The organism is Nitritalea sp., assembly GCF_054166705.1.
In genome coordinates this window covers 569683-595819 of the sequence record NZ_JBSZCV010000008.1, presented here as the reverse complement: position 1 = coordinate 595819, position 26137 = coordinate 569683, and the positions used below count along the sequence as shown (strand labels likewise).

Annotated in this window: 20 protein-coding genes; 4 read left to right on the top strand and 16 right to left on the bottom strand. The window is 47.7% G+C overall.

Going from position 1 to position 26137, the window contains the following annotated elements:
* Positions 1–66 precede the first annotated feature (66 nt).
* Positions 67–660, top strand: coding sequence for a hypothetical protein (locus ACXIT9_RS06530; RefSeq protein WP_458055419.1), 594 nt, complete (start codon positions 67–69; stop codon positions 658–660).
* Between the two features lie 62 nt (positions 661–722).
* Here the strand turns inward: ACXIT9_RS06530 and prmC are convergent, their stop codons facing one another.
* Positions 723–1598, bottom strand: coding sequence for a peptide chain release factor N(5)-glutamine methyltransferase (prmC, locus tag ACXIT9_RS06525; protein ID WP_458055418.1), 876 nt, complete (start codon positions 1596–1598; stop codon positions 723–725).
* A gap of 158 nt (positions 1599–1756) precedes the next feature.
* Here prmC and htpG point away from each other — a divergent pair, with 158 nt between their 5' ends.
* From htpG to ACXIT9_RS06510, 3 genes are all read left to right on the top strand, one after another.
* Positions 1757–3643 (top strand): molecular chaperone HtpG, encoded by a 1887-nt coding sequence (htpG, locus tag ACXIT9_RS06520; protein WP_458055417.1) that lies wholly within the window; start codon positions 1757–1759, stop codon positions 3641–3643.
* A gap of 469 nt (positions 3644–4112) precedes the next feature.
* Positions 4113–5198, top strand: coding sequence for a hypothetical protein (locus tag ACXIT9_RS06515; protein WP_458055416.1), 1086 nt, complete (start codon positions 4113–4115; stop codon positions 5196–5198).
* A gap of 371 nt (positions 5199–5569) precedes the next feature.
* On the top strand, positions 5570–5923 hold the full coding sequence (locus tag ACXIT9_RS06510; protein WP_458055415.1) for a DUF805 domain-containing protein: 354 nt from the start codon (positions 5570–5572) through the stop codon (positions 5921–5923).
* Between the two features lie 95 nt (positions 5924–6018).
* On the opposite strand, the gene ACXIT9_RS06505 is transcribed toward ACXIT9_RS06510, so the two are convergent.
* From ACXIT9_RS06505 to ACXIT9_RS06435, 15 genes are all read right to left on the bottom strand, one after another.
* Positions 6019–6702, bottom strand: a complete 684-nt coding sequence (locus ACXIT9_RS06505; RefSeq protein WP_458055414.1) for a hypothetical protein — start codon at positions 6700–6702, stop codon at positions 6019–6021.
* Positions 6703–6806: 104 nt separating this feature from the next.
* Positions 6807–8255, bottom strand: coding sequence for an amidohydrolase (locus ACXIT9_RS06500; protein WP_458055413.1), 1449 nt, complete (start codon positions 8253–8255; stop codon positions 6807–6809).
* Between the two features lie 1106 nt (positions 8256–9361).
* Positions 9362–10885, bottom strand: coding sequence for an Omp85 family outer membrane protein (gene omp85 / locus ACXIT9_RS06495; RefSeq protein WP_458055412.1), 1524 nt, complete (start codon positions 10883–10885; stop codon positions 9362–9364).
* Positions 10886–11120: 235 nt separating this feature from the next.
* Positions 11121–12677: an Omp85 family outer membrane protein gene (omp85, locus tag ACXIT9_RS06490; RefSeq protein ID WP_458055411.1), complete on the bottom strand. Its 1557-nt coding sequence runs from the start codon at positions 12675–12677 to the stop codon at positions 11121–11123.
* A gap of 71 nt (positions 12678–12748) precedes the next feature.
* Positions 12749–14125 (bottom strand): magnesium transporter, encoded by a 1377-nt coding sequence (gene mgtE / locus ACXIT9_RS06485; RefSeq protein ID WP_458055410.1) that lies wholly within the window; start codon positions 14123–14125, stop codon positions 12749–12751.
* A 12-nt stretch (positions 14126–14137) separates the two neighbouring features.
* On the bottom strand, positions 14138–14860 hold the full coding sequence (locus ACXIT9_RS06480) for an MgtC/SapB family protein (protein WP_458055409.1): 723 nt from the start codon (positions 14858–14860) through the stop codon (positions 14138–14140).
* A 198-nt stretch (positions 14861–15058) separates the two neighbouring features.
* The gene (locus ACXIT9_RS06475; RefSeq protein ID WP_458055408.1) at positions 15059–16429 is read right to left on the bottom strand and encodes an ATP-binding protein; all 1371 of its coding nucleotides are present in this window, start codon (positions 16427–16429) and stop codon (positions 15059–15061) included.
* Complete coding sequence (locus ACXIT9_RS06470; RefSeq protein ID WP_458055407.1) at positions 16426–17124, bottom strand: response regulator transcription factor; 699 nt, start codon at positions 17122–17124, stop codon at positions 16426–16428. Before ACXIT9_RS06470 ends, ACXIT9_RS06475 begins: the two co-directional genes overlap by 4 nt.
* Positions 17125–17166: 42 nt before the next feature.
* Positions 17167–18288 (bottom strand): non-hydrolyzing UDP-N-acetylglucosamine 2-epimerase, encoded by a 1122-nt coding sequence (gene wecB / locus ACXIT9_RS06465; RefSeq protein ID WP_458055406.1) that lies wholly within the window; start codon positions 18286–18288, stop codon positions 17167–17169.
* A gap of 195 nt (positions 18289–18483) precedes the next feature.
* Positions 18484–19629: a BamA/TamA family outer membrane protein gene (locus ACXIT9_RS06460; RefSeq protein ID WP_458055405.1), complete on the bottom strand. Its 1146-nt coding sequence runs from the start codon at positions 19627–19629 to the stop codon at positions 18484–18486.
* Positions 19630–19648: 19 nt separating this feature from the next.
* Complete coding sequence (locus ACXIT9_RS06455; protein ID WP_458055404.1) at positions 19649–22057, bottom strand: TonB-dependent receptor; 2409 nt, start codon at positions 22055–22057, stop codon at positions 19649–19651.
* A gap of 99 nt (positions 22058–22156) precedes the next feature.
* Positions 22157–22873 carry a fatty acid desaturase gene (locus tag ACXIT9_RS06450; RefSeq protein WP_458055403.1) on the bottom strand — a complete coding sequence of 239 codons (717 nt, stop codon included), beginning with the start codon at positions 22871–22873 and terminating at the stop codon, positions 22157–22159.
* Positions 22874–22892: 19 nt separating this feature from the next.
* Positions 22893–23738, bottom strand: coding sequence for a 4-hydroxy-3-methylbut-2-enyl diphosphate reductase (locus tag ACXIT9_RS06445; protein WP_458055402.1), 846 nt, complete (start codon positions 23736–23738; stop codon positions 22893–22895).
* Positions 23739–23790: 52 nt separating this feature from the next.
* Positions 23791–24633 carry a phytoene/squalene synthase family protein gene (locus tag ACXIT9_RS06440; RefSeq protein ID WP_458055401.1) on the bottom strand — a complete coding sequence of 281 codons (843 nt, stop codon included), beginning with the start codon at positions 24631–24633 and terminating at the stop codon, positions 23791–23793.
* Between the two features lie 21 nt (positions 24634–24654).
* The gene (locus ACXIT9_RS06435) at positions 24655–26136 is read right to left on the bottom strand and encodes a phytoene desaturase family protein (RefSeq protein WP_458055400.1); all 1482 of its coding nucleotides are present in this window, start codon (positions 26134–26136) and stop codon (positions 24655–24657) included.
* Position 26137 lies beyond the last annotated feature (1 nt).

Sequence of the window (26137 nt, the reverse complement as noted above, 5' to 3'; positions counted from 1 at the left end):
AAACTGTTTTTGGGAACTGCTGATCGATTATTTATTCTTATGTTTACCGTATAATTTTGTAAAAGAATGAAGTATATCACGCAATTAACGACAGGACTTTTCCTACTTATTTTCCATTTATCCACTTTTTCTGCCGCTGCTCAGGAGAAAGAGCGCGGTTCAGATACTTTCTGGGCACGCCTCAGTCAGCACTGCGGAAAGACATTTGCAGGTGAGGTTACCACCCCGATGGGCCCGAATGACCAGTTCGCAGGGAAAAAACTGGTCATGCATGTCCGCAGCTGTGACCCTGACCGCATCACGATCCCATTCTTTGTGGGCGAAGACAAATCACGCACCTGGGTCCTTACCCGCGAGGCAGGAGGCACGATCAAGCTCAAGCATGACCACCGCCATGAGGACGGCAGCGAAGATGAAATCACGCAGTATGGCGGTGTGAGCTCGAACACGGGCATGGCAGGCATCCAGTTTTTTCCTGCCGACCAAGAGACGGCTGATCTGATTCCTTATGCGGCGAATAATATTTGGTGGATCACTGTTGACGAGAAGAGCTTTACCTACAACTTACGCCGTGTGGGCGCCAGCCGGGAGTTTACGGTGCGCTTTGACCTGAGCGAAGAGGTGGAAAACCCAGGGCCCGCATGGGGCTGGGAGGACTAAGGGACCTTTTCCTTCCCGTTCTTTGGCCTACCGGCCAAAGACTATGCTGCCGCGAGCGCCACTTAGACTAGGTCCACCGGCCTCGGCTGAAAGGCCTCCACGATACGGTCTTTGCCCTGCATGTCCACATGTAGGGCCACTTTTTCATAGCCCTGCTCGGTAAAAAGTTGGCAGCAAGCCCGTCCATATGCCTCATTTATTTCCACATAGAGCGCTCCTCCTGGCAGCAGGGTCTGGCGTCCGTAGCTCCCAATTTCCCGATAAAACTGGAGGGGATCTTCATCAGGGACGAAAAGCGCCAGATGGGGCTCAAAATCCAGTACGCGGGCTGCCATCTGCTCCTTTTCTGTGCGGCAGACATAAGGAGGGTTACTCACAATAATGTCCCAAGGGCCCGCTGGACCCTCCTGTTTCCAGTTTAAGATATCCCCTTGCAGCCAGTGCACCGCCGCGGAGAGCCGTTTTCCGTTTTCTTTGGCCACGGCCAAAGCTTCTTCTGACACATCTAGCCCCCAGACAGTGGCGGCGGGCAACTCTAGGGCAAGGGTCAGCGCGATACAGCCGCTCCCTGTACCGATATCGAGGAGGCGTTTCCCTTTGGCGGGCTGATGGCGCTGCAGCAAGGTGTATACCAGCTCTTCCGTCTCTCTCCTAGGAATTAAAACCGCCTCACTGACGCGAAACTTACGCCCATAAAAATAGGCATAACCGAGCGCCTGCTGTAGCGGCATGCCTGTGGCGAGCAGCGCTAAAAAAGGGCTAAGCCGCTCAGCGTCGAGCAACTCCTGGCTATGCATCTGCATGCGCGAAATCCCGTAGACTTCCTCCAGCAGGAGTTCTACTACTGCCGGTGCCTCTTCCTCCTCGTACACATAACGAAGTTGGGAAAGCGTGTGTTGATAAAGGGTTTTGGCAGGAGTCAGACTAGGGGTATGCATGTTTTATCCGAGACGGTCGGGTGGCAATTTACTTCAAAAAGACATAGCGTAGGTAAGGCCGGGGCATAAAATGACAAAATGACAGAAAACAGGGATTGGAACAGCTCTTGCCCTAGCAGCTTTAAACAGAGCGTTCCATTCTAAACGAATAATTAGATATGCAAGAAAAAGGTACCATCTCGATTCATACCGAGAACATTTTCCCGATTATCAAGAAATTTTTGTATTCCGATAACGAGATTTTTTTGCGTGAGCTTGTGTCGAATGCCGTCGATGCTACGCAAAAAATCAAGCGTCTGGCCTCACTCGGTCAGTATGGCGGAGACTTGGGCGATACCACCGTGCAGGTGAGCTTCGATGAGGAAAAAAAGACCATCACCATCGCAGATAATGGCTTGGGGATGACAGCTGAGGAGATCAAAAAGTATATCAATCAGATTGCGTTTTCCGGGGCTACTGAATTTGTGGAAAAGTTTAAAGAGGGAAAGGATGCGAATGAAATCATCGGTAAGTTCGGCTTGGGCTTTTACTCTGCCTTTATGGTGGCCAAGGAGGTTGAAATTCAGACCTTATCCTATCAGGAGGGGGCAGAGCCTGCTCGCTGGGTATGCGATGGAAGTACCAGTTTTGAAATCAGTGAGGGATCGCGCACATCTCGTGGAACCACGGTGATTTTACATCTTTCTGAGGAAGGAGAAGAGTTTTTAGATAAGCATAAGCTACAAGGCATTTTAGATAAGTATGCCAAGTTCCTACCTGTTCCGATCCAGTTCGGCACTAAAACTGAGAGTAAGGAAGATGGTGTGGATGAGGAAGGAAAAACGAAGTACGCCTCCGTGGAAGTGCCGAATGTGATCAACACGACGGCCCCGATTTGGACCAAATCTCCCAGTGACCTGAAGGATGAAGATTACCTTGCGTTTTATAAGGAGCTTTATCCATTTAGTGAGGACCCGCTATTCTGGATCCATTTGAATGTTGATTTCCCTTTCAACTTAACAGGAGTCCTTTATTTTCCTAAGATCAAAAATGATTTTGACCTTCAGAAAAATAAAATCAAGCTCTTTAGCCGCCAGGTTTTCATAACCGATGAGGTAAAAGACATCGTACCGGAATTTTTAATGCTCCTACATGGGGTGATCGATTCTCCGGATATTCCGCTAAATGTGTCCAGAAGCTTCCTACAGGCCGATGGAAATGTGAAGAAGATAAACAACCACATCACGAAAAAGGTAGCGGATAAACTAGGGGAACTGTTTAAAAAAGACCGTGCCGCCTATGAGCAAAAATGGGCGGATATCGGCTTGTTCGTGAAATACGGCATGATTAGCGAAGATAAATTTGCCGATAAGGCCAAGCAGTTCGCCTTACTAAAAAATACAGAAGGAGCTTGCTTCACCTTGGAAGAGTATGCTGAAAAGGTGCAAGCGCTACAGACGGATAAGAACGAGCAGAAAGTTTACCTGTATGCTACTGATGTAGAGAAGCAAGATGCCTTCATCGGTTCTGCGAACCAAAAAGGCTATGATGTTCTCGTGCTGGACCATCCGATCGACAGTCATTTTATCCAACATGTAGAAATGAAGGGTGAAAAAATAGCCTTCAAGCGTGTGGATGCCGATGTGGTGGATAAGTTGATCGAAAAAGAGAGCAGCATTGAAAATTTACTCACAGAGGAGCAAAGTAAGCAGGTGAAGGAAATTTTCGAAAAGGCGATCGCGAAAGAAACCTATGAAATTCAAGTGGAGGGACTTAGTCCGGAGGAGCTGCCCGTGACCGTGACCATGGATGAGTTCATGCGTCGCATGAAGGATATGGCCCAGACGGGCGGGGGCGGCATGAGTTTTTATGGCGCTATGCCGGACCGGTATAAGGTAGCGATTAACGGCAACCATCCTTTGGTGGACAAAATCCTTAAGACGGAATCTTCCGATGACCAGGCTAAGCTCGCTAAGCAGGCCTTTGATCTAGCCCTTTTGGCGCAAGGCTTGCTCACCGGTAAGGATTTAACCGCTTTTGTAAAGAGAAGTGTAGAAATTATCTAAGCACGAGCGTTTCAAGCTGTAGGCAGCAATACTTTAAAACCTTTGGGAACCTATCGATGTCCCAAAGGTTTTTTTGTATTCTTACGTCAAGCAACTTAGCGGAAAGTTTGAATTTTGGGGCTCTAGTGCACTACGAGTAGCGTAGCGAAATTTATACCAGGGACCTCACACTTTTACGTCGAGAGCGAAGCGAAAAAAAGGGAAAGAGAAAAGGGTACACTTCCTTCTACCTTTTTGCCTAGCCACGGAATATTTCATGCAAAATTTAGCGATGAATATTTGGATACAACAAGTGGGGGGGGGGGTATATTGCAATGCAAATAGCACTAAATGCGTAATTAATCTATTTTCGTTATAAAAAATCTATCTAAAAAAAACGTAATCTGTAGCTGTGAAAAAATGTTTGTGCTTTAGATAAGCTTTGTCAACCGGTTCCTTCCCAGCGCATGATGCATAACCAAATTTTGTCATGCAAAGAATTCCCTTTGTCCTTCTGTTACTTGCGCTTGCTTGCTCAGAGAAAAAAGCCAATAAATACATAGTCGAAGTTCGCGACACGTTCCGTACTCCCATCCCTATGGAGTTTTCTACCTTTCTTTCCACTGCATACATTTGTGAGGATAAAGTGTTTGTTACAAACGCATCAAATAAGCTCCTGGTATTGGAAGATATGCATCTGCTCCGGGACTCTCTCCTTGAATTTCAAGATTTTGAGGTGAGTGACCTAAGCGTCCTATCTTTTAATCCATTTGACGATGCTATCTACGGTCATTCGGAAAAAATAAATGGCTTTGTAAAGATTCATGAGGGCACTCCTTCCTTGCATCCCTTGAAACTTACGGATTACTTTATTGTCGACAATAGAAAAACCAAAGGGTATTTTGCGTCTCCTACTGAGATGATTGTTTCCTTAACCCAAGGAGACATCGGAGCCTACCCACATGAGATGATTAACGACAAGCTAACGACCTTTGGGGTTTATGATTTTGATCGTCAGCAGGTCACTCAGTTTTTCGGTTCTTATCCCGCGGAAATCTTGGAAGCAAAAGGCAATTATCCGAAGGAGTTTCAAATTCCATTTTATTTACTCCATGAAAATCGCTTTATCGTTGGATTTCCGCTGAGTAATGAATTAATCGTGTACGATGTTAATGATTTTCAAAATTACCATACTGTAAAAGCCGATAGCGACTTTTTTAATTTTCCTCCTCCCTTTAAGGATCGTAAAGATCGAAGTGAGGTATTTAAATTATTTTATTATGCCAATCAATATGGTGCTCTTTCTTATCATAAAGATTTGGATATCTTTTCTAGGGTGGTAGTACATGCACTTCCAATAGACACCCAAAATGTTTGCGCTAGAACTTATTCTTTGATCCTATTAGATAAAAACTTGACCAAGATCGAAGAAATTGAATTGGGAAACAGCTTTCAAGTAGATTGGTCCTTTGTACTTCCTACATCTACGGGGTTTTTAGCCTCTGGAATGTGTGATAATTATTCGGGGGAAGATTTCTTTGTTTACAACAATTATATTGACATCGTGAAGAGATGAAACGAATCATTTTATTGATAATGCTATTCATTTGTGTTTGGAGTGATTTACCTATCTTCCACATCGAACGATATTGCTGAGAGATGACACGCTGTATGCTTTAGATGAGGTGGAGTGCGTGGTACATATATTCGATGTAAATTTACTAGAACATAAAGAAATTAAGTTACCAAGAGGTTATGACAATCAGTGGGATATTTACCCACAAGACCTTCGGCATTTGTGTAGGGATTCAGACGGAACCGTTACCCAGACCGCATGGAGCAAGTTCATGCGTTAAACCCTTTGAGACCGCTTTCCTACAGAAACATTTTAAACAATTCAGCCTATGATTTGTTCTATTTATGACTTTAACCAAGAACCAATGAATCATGATAGCTGTTTTAAATCCAAACGGGCGCATCACCCGAAGGAAATATCTGACTTTATTTCTCATCTTTTATAGTACGAATGTAATCTCGCTAATTCAGCTCTTTTATGCCTACAAGCTACAAGATTGGATAGCCTTCGCCATTTTCGGAACCATTCTGATTAGCACCATCGTCATGCTCCTGGTACAGGCTATTCGCCGCCTTCATGATATCGGATTAGATTATAAATACGTCATCTACCTCCTCATTCCACCACCTCTTAATTTTATAGGCTTCATTTGGCTGGCCTTAAAACCTGGACAGGATGGCGAGAATGCCTACGGCCCGGATCCACGAAAAACAGACATTTTGTAAAAAAATGGTAAGGAATATATTTGCGGACCATAAACCTGTTACAGGTATATGTGACTGTTATCCGCCGATAAGCTATGTTTAAGCTGTCGGCGGATTTAAGTTGAAGTACCTCTCTCTTCTTCACGATTTTTAGCGAACACATCGAACCCGATTTTCTGTGGACTTCCCAAGCCAGACGTATACAGCAGCTTCTGCTGATAGTTAATGACCATTAACTCTTGAAAGGCCGGTGCTAAAAGATCATTATCCACAGCAGAGCGCATAAGCAGCGCCAACATATCGCGTAACTTTTCGTCTGTGAGTTCATTTTCCTTCAACTCGGGATAATGAAACACCAGCTGTCTTTCTCCTTCGATAAAGAATTTATTTTCGACATTCAGCAAGAACCTGCCGATAAGATACCCGTGATCATCCATTCGGTTAAAATTGATGGTATCACTCAGAAAGTTATAGACAAGTATCTGCCCGAAATAAGCACGTTTTTCATCTGCTTTCACATACTTCGCCTTACTGAGATAGCGCTCCTCAGGAAGTTTGACCACATTACTTTGAAGGATGACTACAAGAGCATCTTCACCGAAGCGTAAAATAAACTCATGTGAATTTACCTGATCAAACTGCACCTGCACGCCATCATTCGTTTTAACCTGTGCGTGTAACTCCTGAGCCAACTGATGAGCCTGCATTTCTAAGCGCTTAAAAGCGGACTGGGTAAGTTGAAAGACAGCCGCTTTCAGGGCTGCCTTTTCTTGTAACTTCGTAGCTAGATTCGATATCATAGGGGCCTTAAAAGGTAAAGGAAAACAAATCGTATCAACTAAAGATAATGCGAACTTCCTTTACTTCCAAAGCCTCACCGGCTCTATATTGCAGAATGTGATAGTTACCGCACCTTATTTTGATCTTTTCGAAAATGCAAAGGAGGGGCCATATCTCCGATTAAGGGTTCATACTCAAGTCCTCCAAGACGTTTTTCGAATTCCTGCTTGGCTTCGCGAATTAACAAAGGATTCATGATTAAGTCTTTTCCTGTAAGTGCCATAGTCTTAGCAGCCACCATCATTCCTTTATACCCTATGCTCATTCCGTCTGCGGCCACCGCTTGCCAGGTGTGTGCCGCTGTGCCAGGAACCCATGTGGCTGTCCGCAGACCGACGGTAGGCACCACGTAGCTCACATCTCCTACATCCGTAGAGGCAGGAAAATGGGTGAGCTGGTAGGGCTGAACTTCTTGGGCTACCGAAAGTGCTGGTAGCTTAGAAAGTTGAAGGCTCACTTGAATCTTTTCTGCAAATACCCGCTCTTCCTCATCATAATGTACTCCACCGACTCGCATTAGGTTGGCATGCATCGTCTTGGCTAAAGTTTCATTCGGTAGTAAACCATAAATTCCCGCCACAACTTCTACCTCCACACGAGTCTCTGTCCCCAAAGCAGCACCTTCTGCGGCGAGCTTGACACGCTCCCATATTTGCTTCACTTCAGTAACATCCGGATGCCGCACCATGTATTCGACTACTGCATAATCAGGCACAACATTAGCCGCCAGGCCTCCATTCGTAATCACATAATGAATACGGCTTTCCTGATCGATATGCTCGCGCATCATGTTAACCATCATGTTCATCGCTTCCACGGCATCTAGGGCAGACCGACCACGCTCGGGGGCTCCTGCCGCATGCGAGGTCTGCCCATGAAACTTAAAATAACCCTGCATAACAGCTGTACATGTGGAGGCATCGGCGCTATTTCGATCTCCTGGGTGCCAGTTGATGACTGCATCTACTTGATCAAAAAGGCCTTCACGTACCATATACACCTTACCAGCACCACCTTCCTCAGCAGGCGTGCCAAAAATCTTTAGCGTGGCTTTTATCTGGTTCGCGTCGATCCACTCTTTTAATGTGACAGCGGAAGCTACCACGGCAGTACCAAATAAGTTGTGCCCACAACCATGACCATTTCCGCCTTCTACGAGTACCGAACGAAAAGGTACAGCGTCTTGAGATAAACCTGGCAGCGCATCATACTCCGCCAAGAAGCCGATGACCGGCCCCCCTCTGTCATAGGTGGCCACGAAGGAAGTAGGCATCCCCGCCACACCCATCTCCACAGAAAACCCTGACGCTTTAAGCTCTTCAGCTAGCAACTTCGAACTGGTAAACTCCAGATAACCCAATTCTGGGTTTTCCCAAATTTCGCGCGCGATTTTAGCATACTGAGCCTCTTTCGCATCTAAATTCTTTACAATAAAGGCTTCATGCTTCGACTCTTGCGCCTGTAACTTTCCTACAATAATTAGGACAGAAAGAATAAATAATATTTTTTTCATAGTGCCAGATTAGGTGTTATATATAACTAATCGGTAAAATAACGAAATAACCTTCCTTCAACAAGCCCGCTTAACAAAAATAATTCCTTAGCCCTTCTATATAATATATCCATCAGTGCAGGGCTCTTTCCGCAGTGGCATAAACACCAACAAGCTCTCTTCTAGAAGAAGATATGCGAACAGCAGGCGAATGTTCGATTACTTTCTTTTCCTTTCCTTTTTAAGAAAAAGCGTGTTCGTTTGCTTTCTTTTTCTTTCGTTTGCCTTCTTTTTGTTGTTCGTTTACTTTCTTTTCCTTTCGTTTTGGGCTTCGGGACCCAGATCAGACGGTCTATGTCGCCCTGCGCTAGTTCCTTCTGAACGAATACTTTTCAAGCATACTTTCAGTATTTTCGGGCATACAAGATGCTAGGGTAGAAATGAATAGTGGCACCCTGTTAAAAGATAAAGCCTATAGGATAAATCTCTCATATTGGCCTATCAACTGTTACTCAAACTTCATAAGCCTGGAATGGCTGACTCAGCACAAAGCGATCTTTAGCTAAATTATCTTCCGGAAAGATCATGTAAACCTGCTGATTCAATCCAATTTGCTGTAACTCACTGCATTCTTCAAAGGTCAATTTTTCCGCGAATAGAATGTTGGATTTAATCTAATCATTTTGACTGATTTCGATTTCTTCTTAACCATGGTTGAAGTGATTTACTTTTGAAGATATATGCCTCATGTGTGTACAACTTGCGCCTGATGTATTGGGAGCATACTTTCAGTATCTTCGGGTATACAAGATATGACGCAAGTAGCAAGGATTACAAAAACCGTTAACCGAAATAAAGGACTTAAGAAAAAATTTATTTCTTCTCTGACGTTTCTTGTCTTAAAGAGTTGTTTTAACGGATTAAGTCTTGAAACTGTCTAACAGAAATAATGGAGAGGCATTATTTAGTTTCATAGTGTATTGGGTTAGTTTTAAAAAAAGGGAATAAAATGGATAAAAAAAACAGCTTATCTCTTTTTCTTTGTAAAAGCCGCAGACAAACCGAAAGGTACGACACCCCGGCCCAAGCAAGAAGCCGGGGCACATACCCCTAAAAGACGCATGCCTCTAGAAAATATGTCCAAAACCAAAGAAGAACTGGCTGCCTTCCCTGCTGGTGGCGAAGTCAAGCCGGAGGACCGTACTCTGATTCCAGGCGATTCGCCCCCCGATACCTGGAGCACCACGCATCTGGTTTAGCTGGATATCCCGAATGCCGTCCCATACTGTGCCGAAATCATAGAACGGTGTCAGCCCGAGGGCGAAATGCTGGTTAAACGCATTAAAATCATACAATCGCGTGCGCATCTCTAAATTCACTAAACCGACGGTAGGAGCTAAAAAGCGCGCTTCCCGATACCCCCGTAGCGAGCGGGCACCCCCTAAGACCAAGATACCTCCCGCCTCGGCCTGGGAAGACAAATCCCACATTTCGATAAAATTAATATTGGGACCAAAAATATGACCGAAAGCCGCTAAGCCCGCAAAGGTAATGCGGTTGCGCCCATCCTTCCAGCGATGCAGCGTGCGCACATACTGCCCCTGAACCATAAATTTATTGAAATTAAAGTCTGAGCCCAACCAAGGCGCCGAGTACTCATGGCTATACTGCAGGAAAACCCCTTTCGATGGATCTGGCTCCAAGTCACGGGTATCGTAAATAATAGCTCCTGCTAACATGGAAGTAAACATGAAGGAATCCGAAAAACCCGAAAGGTTAAAGCGATCCCACGTGCCGTCTTGAATCTGCCGATTTACTAAGGTCTGCCGCTGTATCGCCTCCACCTCTGTGCCATCCGGTAAAAAAGCCTCCTCCGCGATGCGTCCAGTATAATCCTCGAAAGCGGTAAACAACATCTCATAGCCAAACATCAAACGCAGCTTTCCGCCCATTTCTACGCGCTCACCCAAGAGATTAAACAAAGCTTCGCGCTGAATAAACTGGTTGAAGTGCGTATCGGTAAAAAGCGCTCCCCCTTCTCCCGGAACAGCTACGCGCAAATTTTCTTCGTAGCGATTTACGCGATTAAACTGACGAACCTGACCTGTGGCTTTATCCTCAAAACGCAAGGGGTTTAAAGATTCACGGCCGATACCCCAATACTGCGCATTGGGGTCTTCCCAAAGTACGGCATCTGCACGCAGCCGCCACTTCGAATTGAAAATATAAGGAACATCTAAATTTAACGCCGCCTTTACGCGGCCATTCTCAAAGACAAAAAACTCCGAATTTAAACTCCAGCGATAGGGTGTGTAATAAAACAAAGGGTCTTCCTTGGTCTTATTTTGATAGAAAAACACATTGCCCCCCAGGCCAAAACCCCGGATCGGATCGAACTCAAAACGTGGCAATCCCGTCACAAAGAAACCTTCCTTTTTGGAAAGGATATCCTCCTTCGAAAGCCGCTTCTCTTCTGCTAAGGTAAAAGGAAGCTGAATGGTATCTAAAATCGCCAGCCGATCGAGGTTCTCGGTACGCGCAGAACGATCTTTGGCCGTGGCCACCTGTACGTCGCTCTGCTGAGCCGACAGCTGCGAGCAGGTGAAGAGCAGTAAAAGCCCCCCTACCACTAAATTGCGAAGTCTTTTCATTTCTAAGGAGTCGAATGTGTGTTGGTTTTCAGGAAGATGGAATTATACTCACATCCACCTGATTTTCAGAGCGCAAAAATACCGCTTTACACAAGGCAAATACCCAATCACGTATTAGATTATCATTAAAGTTTAACAATGGCTTATACGCTGACACAAAAAAACTAAAAAAGGTGCCGACAGCGTCTGCACCTTTTTAAAACAGTAAAACACACATTCGAGGCACGGAAACCCCTTAAAAGATATGACCGAAACCGAAGAAAAATTGGTTCCCTTCCGCCCCTGACGCGAAGTCTAAGCGGATAATCGTAGACTGATTCCAGGCGATACGACCACCGATTCCGGGTGCTCCTCTCCAGCCCTCTAAACCTACTCGGCTGAGTTCATCCCAACCTCTTCCCATATCGTAGAAGGGCGTGAGGCCTAAAGCGAAATGCTGATTCAAGGCTCTGAAGTCATACAAGCGGAAACGGGCTTCAAGATTAATCAAACCAATCGCGGGAGCTACGAAGCGAGACTCCCGGAAGGCTCGTAGCGAACGGTCACCCCCGAGCACATTGATGCCACCCGCCTCGGCTTGAGAAGATAGGTCAAACATTTCCAGCCAGTTGATATTACTCCCCCACACGTAACCGAAGGCCGCCATACCCGCTAGCGTCAGGCGGCTCTTTCCACCTCTCCACTTCGCGACTGTTTGGAAGTGCTGCCCTTGGACCATAAACTTGTTGAACGAAAAGTCAGAACCTAACCATTTAGCAGAATACTCATGAGAATATTCTAAGAAAGTTCCCTTAGAAGGGTCCGGCTCTAAATCTCGCGTATCCCAGATCAGGGCCGCAGCTAACATGGAAGTAAAAAACCAATCGTTATTTCCGATCGCATTCAATCCACTGATATTAAAGCGATCCCACGTACTTCCTTCCGTGCTGCCATCTCCTGTTCTGGCGATTGCATCCTTGTTGATTAAAGTCTGGGCATTGACCGCTTCCACTTCCTGTCCGTTAAAGAAGGCCTCCTCTGCTATTCTTCCTGTCCAGTCATTCGTACGTGTAAACAAAGCCTCGTACCCGAACATCAAGCGCAGTTTACCACCATACCAGACACGCTCCGGAAGCACGTTAAACAGCATTTCTTCGATTTCGATCTCGTTATAATGGGTATTCGTGATGAAGCCTCCATTTCGTGTTTGCGCTTGCGCTAAATTATCCAGATACGCATCGATATTCGCAAAGGACTGTGCAGGCTGACCCGTTCTGGCTTGATCGAACTGTTCCAAAGAGCGCAAACTCTGCTCCCCGATACCGAAGTACTGGAAGTTAGGATCAAACTCATAGAGGGCATCGACCCGCATCCTCCACTTGGTACCGAACATATACGGCACATCCAGGTTCAGCCCCCCTTGTAAGCGGCCATTCGTGAAGAAACGGAAGTCTGTGGACAAGCGATACCGATAGGGCGTGTAATAGAAGAATGGATCACTAGAGTCTCTATTTTGAAAAAAGAAGGCGGTTCCCCCGATGCCTAATCCTCGAATCGGATCAACTTCGATATCTGGAAAACCCGTCACGAAAAAGCCTTCCTTCTTCGTTAAAATATCATCCTCACTGAGTCTTTTAATTGGATCGATGTTTAAAGGCGTCGTCAGCGTATCCAGGATCTGAAGCCGATAGGCATTTTGTTCCCTCAGGTTTTTCAACTTGGCAGGAGGCGGGGAGATAGGATCTTCCTGCGCCTGAGCCCCTGTGAACGCCAGGCCAGCTAACATGGCGAAAGCAAGTAACATTTTTTTCATGGCAATAATCGTTTAGCCGCTCTCTGAAAGAAAGCGAATTTATAAATTTAGATAGATTTAATATACTTATTTTAACTCAGCCCCAGTAAGGTGACGGTTACCGTAAAGTAGATAAGCAGGCCGGTGACGTCTACGACTGTCGTAATAGCGGGCGAGGCTGCCACCGCAGGATCCCCTCCAAAGCGCCGCACCAGTAGGGGCAAACCTGCCCCAATACAAGTAGCTGTCACCACTTGTAGGGAAAGTGCCAAGGCGATCACGCTGGCGATTTGCATCAGGGAATACTCCGGGGGAACCGTTGTTTCCCAGCTCAGGAAGAGCACTTTGCCGAAGGCCAAAACCCCCAAACAGATCGCTAACAGAAAGGAAATTTTAAACTCTTTAAAAATAATCTGAAACCACTGCTTCGGTGCCACTTGGCCGAGCGCTAGGGAACGTACGATCACCGTAGCAGCCTGTGAGCCGGAATTTCCCCCCGTATCCGCCACCATGGGCATGTAGAGCGCCAAGATAATCAAGGCTTCCAAGGTGGCCTCAAAACGGTGAATAATCATACCGGAAAGGATGCCTACAGCGGCCAGCGAGACGATCCACACCACACGCTTTTTAAAATGCCCCATGGTGCTCGTGCCGAGGTAGTCCGCCCCTTCGCTTTCCTGCATGATTCCCATAAATTTTTCCATATCCTCGGTATGTTCCGCTCGGATGACGTCGATCGCATCATCCTGGGTCACGATGCCCACGAGCTGTCCCGCATGGTTCAGCACCGGAATGGCCAAAAGATCATAGGACTCGATCCTCTTCGCCACCTCTTCGCGGTCTTCTTCCACATGCACATGGACGAAATTTTCATGCAGCACATCGGAAATCAACTGGCTGGGGCTGGACATAATCAAGTCCTTTAAGGAGACGAAGCCGACCATCTTCATGCGATGATCCACCACGTAGATGTAGTAAATCATCTTCTTCGAAGGGCTGTCGCGCCGCACCTTACTGATGGCGGATTCCACGGTCATGGTGGCCAGCACCGTCGCGAAATCCGTACTCATGATACCACCCGCAGTTTCAGGCGGATAGGCACTCAGCTTGATAACATCCTCCCGCACCGTCTTGGTCAGGTACGGCAGCAGCGCCACCTGCTCCTCCTGGCTCATGTGCTGAAACAAGTCACAGCGATCATCTGAGGCCATATTCTCGAAAATAGGCGCAAAGCGTTTTTTACTCACCTGCTGGAAAAAAGCCAGCTGCCGCCCCATCTCCATCTCCGCGATGATCTTGCCCTGCTCCTCGGGAGAAAAAAACTCCAAAGCCTCTAAGATACTAGCTTCTTCCAGGGGCTCTAAGGTCTGTGCGATCTCCAAAGCCGGCATTTTTCGAAGGGCAGGAATCAGCTCCCGTACTTTTTGTTTTTCGCTCATCACGATCCAATTTTCTGTTCCTGTTTTCATCACTACCGCTGTTTACAGTTCTGCCGGCTGCTGCCCGTGAATTTCCCAACTCACCTCCAGCACACCATATTCTAATGTTAATTTACCTGCGAAGGTCTCCATGATCTCATCCCGCTTGCCATTCGCTAACACCAAGGCCTCCACATAGGCATGCTCGGGATTACCATTATCGAAGCTTTTTAGGGAGCGCAGGCGCAAACTTTTATCCGACTTGACCGTCTCCAGGAGCATCACCCGCAGGTGGTTTTCTACCTTATCCAGACACTTGATCTGAAACTGGTAGTAGTAGGTTCCCGTGCTGTCGTCATCGTCGTGGTTAGCTGTCAGGCTGTACATTTTGCGCCCCACGGGCCGCAAAACAATATGCGCAAACATTACGAATGCGGCAGTGATGACCGCCTCCCATGTCAGGCCTACTCCTGCTAGCGAACCTACCGCCGCAGAGCACCAAATCGTCGCGGCGGTGTTCAGCCCCTGTACATTCAGGCCATCCTTCATGATGACGCCAGCCCCCAGAAAGCCTATTCCCGTTACGATCTGCCCCGCCACGCGCGAGGGATCCCCCATATCTCCTGTGAGGGAAACGGAGAGCAAAATAAACGCAGCTGCCCCCATCGCCACTAAGGTATTCGTGCGCAGGCCAGCACTTTTCTGACGCCACTGCCGCTCGAAACCGATGCCTGCACCTAAAACCAGTGCCAGGCCTAACCGAAAGATGAATTCTACTAGTTCCATCGCTTTTCCTCCTTTTTTTTCACGTTCCTACAGCACCAGCAGGTGGCCTGTAGGACAGGAAGAACCGCTAGCGCATGTATCGTTTTAATGCAAATATGGGACCTAGTTCCATGTGATAGGCTTATTTAACGTTTACAAAGGTACGAAACATTATTTCGCCCCCTTTTAGAAAGCCATTAAGATGGGATTAGAAAAAACTTAGAAGGAATGGTTCAGGTGCAGGGTAAAAATGGTCTCCCCCGGCTTGGAGCTCACAGCGATTTTTCCCTGATGCAGCGTGATGATGCGCTTCACCAGGCTGAGGCCGATGCCACTTCCAAAGGCCACATTTTGGTTTTTCCCCCGAAAAAAGGGCTCGAAGATCTCTTCCACCTCTTCTTTCGGGATGCCTACGCCGGTGTCCCGAAATTTTAAGTGCACGCCCGATACGTCTGGGGCGATAAACACTTGACAGGTCTTATTGGTGGAAAACTTGCAAGCATTTTCCATCAAATTTACGAATGCGATGGTCAGCAGATAGCCGTTGCCGGTGACATTTAGGGCTTCTTCCTGTTCGGTCAGGCCTTCAAAAGAAAGGTCGATGCGGTACCCAGGGTTCGCCTGCTGCACCTGCTGGCTGGCATCCAGTACCAGCTCATCCACCCGCTGCATGCGGAAATTGACAGCTGTCCGATCATAACTGGCACGTGCGAAATCCAACAAACTCCCGGAAAGCTTGGCTAACTTTTTCGCATCTCCCAGCACCGTCTCCGCTACCTGACGGTATTCCTTTTTCTCTCGCTTCCGGGTCAGAGAGAGCTCCAGCTCGGTGATCATGGCCGCCAGCGGAGTGCGGACCTCATGCGCCATAAAATAGACAAACTGCTTCTGGGTGTCGAAAGATTTTTCTAACTTTTCGAGTAATGCATTTATGGTCGCTGCTAAAGCATACAACTCATCCCGATTCGGGCCCATTTTCAGGCGCAAGTCTAAGTTGGAGGCTGTGATCTTCCCTGCCTCCTGAATCATATCGCTGATGGGGCTGAGCGCGCGCCGCGCAAAATATTTACCCAAAAAGAAAAGGATGATGATGGCTATCAGGTAGCCAGCGAGCAAAAACCGGCCTAGGTCGGCTAATTTGGCATAGCCATATTCATCAAAAGCCGCGGCAGTGACCAGGTAATTTCCCTGCTGGGTGCGAAATTTCTGACCTAAGACATCCCAGCCCTCCTGCTGGAAGGTGAGGTGTACTTCCTGCTGTATTTGCGTCAGCATCTCATCGGTCTCTTTCACGAAGTCGATCTCTACGGCATCGTGATAGCGCAGCGTAAAGTCCTCCTCTTCGTAAATGGCCACCTCCACCTCATACAGAATTTCCCGATTGTTACGGTAAATGGTCTGCAGGGTCTTCTCATCGAGGCCGCTGTTCAGGAAGAGGTTCAACTTAGTGCTGGCCTCCTTTTCTAAAATGGAATAAAAGGCATTTTGGCGGTTTTGGGCAGAGAAAAAATACACCCCCAAGCAAAACACCAGCAGGAGCCCCCCGGCTAAAAAGGTAAATCGTAAGGTAAGGCGCTGCTGTATGCTCATGATCGTTCGAGTACAAATCCCATCCCGGTACGGGTATGGATTAGTTTTTCTCCGAAAGGCTTATCCACTTTTTTACGGAGGTAATTGATGTACACATCGATAAAATTCGTCCCAGTGTCGAAATCCACACCCCAGACTTCCTTCGCGATTTCTTCCCGCGAAAGTACGCGCGTGGAATGCTCTACCATGTAGCGCAGCAGATTAAACTCTTTCGGGGTGAGCTGCAGTTCTCGCTCCTCCCGAAAGGCTTTCTTTGCCTGCAAGTCGATCCGAATATCTGCAAAGCGCAGCATCTCCGTATTGGGTTCTGCCGTTTCTGGCGGCAGGCTAGCGCGCTGGAGCAGGGACTTGATGCGCACATAGAGCTCCCGAATGTCAAAAGGCTTCACCAGGTAGTCATCCGCCCCCGCATCAAAGCCCTCCACCTTATCGTCTGTGGTACCCAGCGCTGTCAGCATGATGATGGGCACCCTTTTGTCCAAAGCACGTATTTCCCGCGATAGCTGCATGCCATCCATTTCAGGAAGGATCAGATCGGTGATAATCAGGTCGATACCTCCTGACTGCCAGCGACGTAGCCCCTCTGCCCCATCTGTGGCCAGCGAGGTGGCATAGCCTTTTTCCTGTAAACTTTTCAGAATGACCTCCGCTAGCCGTTCATCATCCTCCACTAACAGAATATGGTGCTCTTTCATACCGCAATATTAGCGCTTCCTTCGGATCTACCGTATTAGATGTCAATTAGAATCAGTAGTATCTGTTTTCCCATAGAGTTCCAGCAGCTTGGCCACAATACGTTCGGCTGCTTTACCATCCCAGTTCGGAATGTCCCCACCCTGCTGCCAGTCACCGCGCATCAGGCGATCCAAGAAAGGGGCTAGCCGCTCGGGATCTGTTCCCACGAGCACATTCGTCCCTAAGGTGACCGTTTCTGGTCGCTCCGTATTGTCCCGAAGGGTCATACAGGGCACCCCAAGCACAGAGGCCTCCTCGGTGATGCCCCCTGAGTCGGTGATCACCCCCGCAGCATGCTGCACTAAATAGTTAAACTCCAAGTAGCCTAGCGGCTCACACTGCAGGAGCCGCTCATGCGCCAGGCCCGTACTTTCGAGGATTTTCGCTGTTCTTGGGTGTACAGGGAAAACGATGGTGAAAGGCGCCGTCCGGTCTAAAATCACCTGGAGAAAGGTGGCCAACTTTTCTTCTTGGTCTACATTGGCCGGGCGGTGCATGGTCATCACCAGGTATTTTTTAGGCGCTAAGGCCTGGTAGGCTGCTCCCTCCGGAGCGCGAAATTTGGCTTTGTTGGCCAGTAACGTATCGATCATGGTGTTACCGACGAAGTGAATTTGCTCCTCGCGGAAGCCCAGGCGACGTAAATTGGCATTGGCTACCTCCGAGGTGGTAAAAAAATGATCGCTGATACTGTCGGTCACCATACGGTTAATCTCTTCGGGCATGCTCAGGTCTCCAGAGCGAATGCCTCCCTCCACGTGTACAACATCGATCACAAGTTTTTTTGCCGCGATGCTACAGGCCAGGGTAGAGGTGACATCGCCTACTACCAGGACCACGTCAGGGCGGTTTTGGAGGAGCTCCCGCTCAAAGGCCACCATAATGGCCGCCGTCTGCTCGGCCTGACTCCCTCCACCAGCGCCCAGGTTCGCATCAGGCGCGGGTATACGGAGCTGCTCGAAAAAGGAATCCGACATTTTCTTATCGTAATGCTGCCCCGTATGAACCAGGCGGAAGTGAATCGGACGCTCAGCAGCTTCATTATGGGCCTGAATGGCATGGATAATCGGCGCTATTTTCATAAAATTCGGACGCGCACCCGCAACTAAAGTTATTCGGAACATAAAAATATTTTTCGTGCTGAACAAAGATACAGCTTTCGAAGGGGGAAGAAAAAAAGCCATTAAAAAAACTCGGATGAAAACGCTCATCGTTTACAGGCTTCGATGAAAGCGACACTGGAGCGATCATGCTTCTTAACCTTCGCCTGCAGGTATTCGGAAAGTGCGACCTCTCATAGAACAAAAACCAGCTGCTGGCTAAAAAGCTTCATTCAGCCCGAAATACCCTTTCAGTGCATCTCCGTATGCCAGATCGATGCGTAACTGCAGACCGTTATCGCTCAGCCGATAGCGCGCCCCTAGTCCAGCCGAAGCCCGAAGTGGTGCCACATCCCCGGGACGATAGACCGTACCGAGGCCACTGAAAAAGGCCAAACTCAACTTTTTATACAGCGGCTGCCGGAGTTCCGCCTGAAAGGCCAGCACCCCACGATCTCGATACCTTCCACGAAAATACCCACGCATCAAGTTGGCCCCTCCGAACTGAGAAAGGGTGGTGAAGGGGACATCCCCCCCTTGGAACTCATGGTACAGCTGTGCAGCCAGCACCCCACGAGTAGAAATTTGCCGATAGGCCCGAATATCCTGCTCGAAGGTTGAATTTTCGAAATTCGAAAGCAGGCCTTCTACCGCAAAGCCGGCCCGAAAAGTTGCCCATATTCCACGCGTAGGGTAGAATAAGTTGTCCCTCGAATCAAAAGTCCACTGCACACCGATGGTTAACTGCTGAAAAGGGTCTAGGCCGAGCAGCTCCGCGTCCTCGAAAACACCATTCGCTTCGAAAGCATATACGGACTCTCTGCGGTAGCGGAGGAAGGCCCCCCCGTAAAGGTGGCGATGGAAATAGTTTTCAGTGGCACTAACAAACACACGTGCAAAACGACTGGAATAGGCTTGCCCTTCTGCTAAAGGATTGGCCCCCGTGCCAAAAAAGAAAAAAGGATAATCGTTAAACTCCACACGTGCGAAGTAATGCTGCTTGTCTGCATCCGCCCAGATGTCTGCCTCGGCGCTCAGAATCCATTGATTATTCAGGGTATACAGAAAAGTCAGGGGATAGGTATTAGGTCGCCCTTCCCCCTCTTTTTCAGCGACCTTAACAGATTTCACACCGAGACCCACTGAAGTTTCAGGGGTGAAAACTACCGCCGGGATAAAGATTCGCTCACCCACGGTCAGGCCACGGAGCACCCGATCACCGAGGCGGAAGAGCTGATCTAGCACCTTTATCTGGGAATCCGAATCCGCCGCAGTATGCGCTAAGGTGTCGGTACCTTCCTGCTGCCCTTGAACTGAAAAAGTAAAGAAAAACGTAAAAACAAGGAGTAAGAAAGCGTCTCTCATGCCGTGGAACTGGGTCCGTTTAAAACTCAATAATTAGCCCTATCGTCGGCAGAATCGTCCCCGCCGGATTCGCCACCTGCCGCAAGTCATACTTTTCCGGGTTTGTACTACTGATGCGGAGGGATCCGTCAGGATTCCGTGTTGGCAGCAGCAGAGGGGGTTGGTCTGCGTCTAAGTTGAGGGCATTTTGGACATCAAAGTACCAATTTAAATTCCATTTATCAAAGAAGTACTTTTTATCGATCCTGAAATCGAACTGGTTAAAGGAAGCCAGCCGTAAGGCATTTATCCGACTAAAATCGGGGATAGCCGTACCTCTGCTGTCCCAGTTCGCGATTAGGGCCGAAGCTTCTAAATCATCTGGCGTAAACGGCGTGCCTCCCAGCCAGCGCCAGCGTGCACCGGCCTCCCAGTTCTTACCGAAGCGGTACCCTGCCGTCAAGCTGACGATAAAGCGATTATCCCAGGCGCTGGGAACGAAGCCCTCGGTATTGGGATTCGTAAATTCAGAGCGCACTAAGGTTAAGGAAGCGATTCCAAAAAAATTATTGAATAGCCGCTGCTGGGCGAGAAATTCCATTCCAAAGGCCCTTCCTTCGGCATCAGATGCCACAGGCTCATTGCCGATCACCCCGAAGTCGGCGCCTAAGTTGGCCAGGGCGATACCATTTCGAATACTTGTGGGGTAATTGCTATAGCCTTTGTAAAAGAGCTCTGCCGTAAAGCGCCGACTCTTTTCAGGAATCACCTTTTCTATTCCCGCGATATAGTGTACTGCGCGGATCCAGCGAATATCATTTTCCTGATTCACCAGCACGCCCGCATTATCGCGGAAGCCAAGTGCCGTATAGGGAGGTTTTTGATAGTAAATCCCCGTATTCGCCGTCAGAAATAAATTGGGTTTCAGCTGGTAGGAGAGGTTCAGGCGTGGGCTGATTTGATTGAAAGGGTTGGCCGCTGTCGCGCCAAAGTCACTGCCATCCATGCGCACACCTCCTGAAACCAAAAGACGCTCGGACAGAAAGGTTTTACTTGCCGAAACGAAGGCGCCGTAAGCATGGAAGAACGCCTGATCCGCTACATTCACAGGTTCATTTAAACCCGGAATAGAGCGGTCGAAATTGTCGATAAAAAAACGTGCGTACTCGTAATTCACACCATATTTAAGCGTAAGATTTCCCTTAAAAATAGAATTCTCCGCTCGAAACTTGTTTTCACTTTCTTGTGAGGTGTAGTCGAAAAGCAGATTTGCCGGACTACTCTCATCGTTACCTAGAAATTTAAACGAGCGATTATTCAGCATATTTCGACTAGCCACAAAGGTCCAAAAGCCATTTTCGCGAAATCGCTTCAGGCGAAGTCCTGTCGTATAGGTCCACTGACTTGTAATCGGTAAACTTTCCAGTAAGAAGAGTCTGTTTTCGCGCTCCTCCTCTGTTTCGTTATTCGGCGTATCAAAATTAAGTGCAAACTGTCCCGTGGCCCCAACTCCTAAGAAGGTAAGTTCAGTCTTGTCGTTAAACTTAGTGGTCGTCTTCACGGTAAAATCGTTAAAGGTAGGCAGGAAGGGCAGGCCTAACACACGGAAGAGGAGCTGCAGATAGGACCTACGCGCAGAAATGAGGTAGGTGGTCTTTTCTCCTATCGGCCCCTCATTGGAAAAGGTAAGCTCGGAAGCTCCCACCGTCAGCTGTGTATAGGCCTTATCTCTTCTGCCCTCTTTTAGCTCAAATTCAAAGAAGGAGCTGAGAGAGTTCATTCTGTTCGCGGGGAAGCCTCCCGTGATGACATCTACATTTTTAATTAAATTTACGTTTAATATGCCCACAGGTCCTCCTGAGCTCCCTTGGGTCGCAAAGTGATTGATGACGGGAACCTCGATTTCATCGATGAAAAAACGGTTTTCGCTCGGGGCGCCCCCTCGGATGATGATATCATTTCGGAAGGCTGCCGTACTGGAAACCCCCGGAAGTGCTTGAATCACGATGCTTATATCTCGGTTTCCACCTGGATACCGTTCGATTTCATTCGAGTTCAGACGCCGTACGGAAAGGGGCGTTTCTTCTGAGCGCGTAAACTCCGCACTGACGACCACCTCATTCAGGTCAGAGGCATCTTCACGAAGCGCAAAATCGATCTGCAAGGGTCTGGCACGTGTCACCTGTACCTCAAACTCCGTCTTAGACCGAAAGCCTACAAAGCTCGCACGTATGTTATACAAACCCGGAACGATGCCTTCAATCCGGTAATTTCCATTTTCATCTGAAACCGTCCCATAGTCTGTTCCTAAGATGGCGACATTTGCGAAGGGCACCCCTTCATTGTTGGCTGGGTTAAAAACTCTTCCGGTAACGACTCCGCCCTCTTGTGCGAAAACCAGCGCAGAGCTCCACACAAGCAGTACAGAAATAAAAAGCCTGAGATACATAGCTGAAAATTTATGTAGAAAACTACATGAAAAATTTATGGTTCACGCGAAGAAGAACAAAATACTATTTTTATAAAAAGTTATAAATTTATATTGCCATTATGCATTTCCGCCTACTTTTTGTTCATTCTTTTCCTTCACTTGCCACAGCCGCCACCAGGGGGTTCCCGGGGAATCATGATGCTCAAAGTGGTAGCCGAAGAAATAACAGGAGAGAAAGGCCCAGAGGTGATTTTTTTTCTGGGAGCGTGAGTGATGGGCATTTGTGGCCTCACCTTTATGCGGGAGGTAGGTGCCGAAATAAAAAAGTTGTAAGGTACTCAGCACGGCGGGCAGCATCCAGTACACCACAAGCGGGGGCACGGGCAGCCACAGTTTAAGCACATTAAAAGTCACCGCCATGGCGAGAATTTGCCAGAGCGTCACATATTGGCGCACGAAGCTCAAGTACCAGATAAAGAAGTTTCCGGAAGCATGATAATCGGGATCTTTCGCTGTAGCCACGAAGCGATGGTGCTCATGATGCTTTGGAAACAGCTTCCAATAGGCATTATAGCTAAATAAGGTCGCACAGAGATGCCCGATAAAGTTGTTGACCCGCTTATTTCCCGACACCACGCCGTGCATGGCATCATGCGCGGTGATAAATAAACCCGTATAGAGGTGTGTCTGCAGCAGGACGAGCACATAGGTGAGCGGGTTATCCCAGGCCACAGGAACCTGAAAGGCCAGCACCAAGCAGCCAGCCCATAGGAAAATAATCAAAAGGGCGATTTGAACGCCTGTAGGGTCTATAGAAAGATTTCGGGTACGCACGTGGAAAGTCTACTACACATTAAAAGGTTTCGATCCGTGCCTTCACTTCTTCCATCAGCCACATCGGCGTGGAAGTGGCTCCACAGATACCTACAGACTGTTCCGGACCGAACCAGCTATCCTGTACCTGTGCGGAGTTAGACACGAAATACGTATTCGGATTACGCTCCTTACACACATTATACAGCACCTTACCATTAGAGGACTTCGTGCCGCTCACGAAGATAATCACATCAAACTTGTCCGCAAAATCCCGGAGTTCCTTATCCCGGTTAGAGACTTGACGGCAGATCGTGTCGTTCGTGTTTACGGCGATACCATTTTCCTTTAGGAGGCTATTGATCTCATAGAATTTATCAGTACTCTTCGTGGTCTGGCTGTAGAGCGTGATGTTTTTAGGCATCGCCTGCATGTCCAGCTCCTGAATATCCTGAAAGACGACAGCCTTGTTATTCGTTTGGCCTAAAAGGCCAATGACCTCTGCATGGCCATGCTTGCCGTAGATATAAATATGCTCTTCTTTATCGAAGCTATTTTTAATCCGGTTTTGTAATTTCAGCACCACTGGGCAGGAAGCGTCGATAAGCGTAAGATTATTCTTTATCGAAAGCTCATAGGTGGAAGGGGGCTCGCCATGGGCACGGATGAGGACCTTTTCGTCTTTTAAGCCGTAAAGATCTTCATGGTTGATGATGCGGAGTCCTTTGGCCGTCAGGCGATTTACCTCTTCATCGTTATGCACGATATCACCGAGGCAATACAGATACCCCTGTTCATCGAGGATTTCCTCAGCCATTTCGATGGCATACACCACGCCGAAACAAAACCCGGAATGCTGATCGATATGTACGCGAAGATTTTTCATACGCTAATAAATGACGGTAAATAAATACATGTATACCTGACTAAATGAAACCTTAACCTAATCCAAGTTTTGTTCCCACGTAGGTGCCTAATAAGAGGGAGAACTTGCGAGAATTCGGGATGCGGATACGTTCACGTGTAATGATTTCTGCTGGCAGCCCACGAATTTTATCGAAGAGTTTCTGATAATATAAGTAGGCGACTTTCACACCTAGCTTGGCTGTTTCGGGAAGCTGCTGAATGCCGATAAGCGCATCGTCGAAATCCTTTTGGATATCCTCCTCTATGAGGCGCTTAGCGGACTTGTCGAAGGCATTAAAATCCACTCCTGGAAAATACACACGACCTCTTTCTTCGTAGTCACTTTTGATATCACGTAGAAAGTTAACCTTTTGGAAGGCGGCACCTAACTTACAGGCAGGCTCACGAAGGGCTTGGTACTGTGCATCATTTCCGGCACAGAAGACACGGAGACACATCAGCCCTACGACTTCTGCCGAACCATAGATGTACTCGTGATAGCGGTTATCGTTATAGGTTTTAAAATCGAGATCCATTTCCATGCTCCGAAGAAAAGCCTCTATGAGCTCCTGCTCGATGCTATACTGATTGACGATTAACTGGAAAGCATGCAACACGGGATTCAGCGAAATCTTCTTTTCTATAGCTTCGTAGGTACGCACCTTAAAATCTTCTAGGAGGGCCTTCTTATCATGCTCATGAAAGGTATCTACGATTTCGTCCGCATAGCGGACAAAGCCATAGATCGCATAAATCGGCAAGTGTAAACTTTTATCCAGCGTACGAATGCCCAGCGTGAAGCTGGTACTGTAGCGCTGCGTAATGAGCTTACTGCATGCGAGCGTCGTATCATCGTATAAGGCTTTTGCATCCATATGCTTATACTACTCTTTTATTTACAATTTGTTTTCTTTCATCACCTCTCGTGCCACGACATGGCCTGAGATAAGTGATGGAGGGACTCCCGGGCCTGGCACGGTCAGCTGCCCTGTATAGTACATATTTTTCACCTTCTTGTTTTTCAGGCCTGGCTTCAAAATAGCCGTTTGGGTGAGTGTATTCGCTAATCCATAGGCATTGCCCTTAAAAGCATGGTAGTCCGCTTTAAAGTCAGCATGTGCATACGAACGCTTATATACCACATGAGAACGTATCTCCTGTCCGGTTAGTTTTTCTAAACGGTCCATAATCATGTGATAATATTTCTCACGCATCTCTTCGGAATCTTCTAAATCGGGAGCCAGTGGCACCAGTAAAAAAAGATTTTCGCTACCTTCGGGTGCTACAGTAGGATCTGTAATAGAAGGAACAGAGGCGTAAAACAGCGGTTTCTCCGGCCAGCGTGGATTCGTGTAAATAGCATCTGCATGTGGCCCTAGTGGCTCATCAAAGAACAGATTATGGTGGCGCAAGCCTTTTAGGCGCTTGTTCACGCCTAAATAAAAGAGTAGGCTAGAAGGAGCCATCACGCGCGAATCCCAGTAAGAAGGGCTGTAGTTTCGGCTGTCTGGGGGCAGTAACACTTGGTCTACATGCTGATAATCTGCCCCTGCCACCACGATATCCGCATAAATTTCTTCCCCGGACTTTAAGAGCACTCCTTGGGCGATCTGCTGACGCACTTTAATAACCTCTACCTCTGCATCGAAACGGAATTTCACTCCCTTTTCTTGTGCGAGCTTCACCATGCCTTCTATAATTTTATGCATGCCTCCATCGGGGTACCAAGTCCCTAGGGCTATGTCCGCGTAATTCATCAAGCTATAAAGTGCCGGTATATTTTGGGCGGTCTCGCCCAAAAATAAAACAGGAAATTCCATCAGGCGGATAATTTTATCCTCCTTAAAGAACTTACGCACATGCTTCGCCATCGACTGGAAAATATCCATCCGGAGCATATCCGCTAAAAGTGCAGGGCTGGTAAACTCAAATACCGAGCGAGAAGGACGGTAGACCAAGTCTTGGATGCCCACCTTGTACTTGTAGGCTGCTTGCTCTAGAAAATCATCCAACTGCGCAGCCGCACCCGGCTCCATTCCCTCTAAAAGCGCGCGAAAAGCATCTAAGTCGGCAGGGATATCTACAAAATCGTCCTGCCCAAAAATGACAGCGTAGGAGGGATCCAGACGCTTTAACTGGTAATAATCCGATACTTTTTTTCCGAAATGAGCGAAGTAAGTATCAAAAACATCGGGCATCCAATACCAGCTGGGCCCCATATCAAAAACAAAACCCTCGGCTTCGAACTTGCGTGCTCGACCACCGGGGGTGCTGTTTTTTTCTAAAACCGTTACTTCATAGCCGCTGCTGGCTAGGTGAGTGGCAACTGACAAGCCCGCGAAACCGGAACCTATGACCACTACACGTTTTTTCGACATA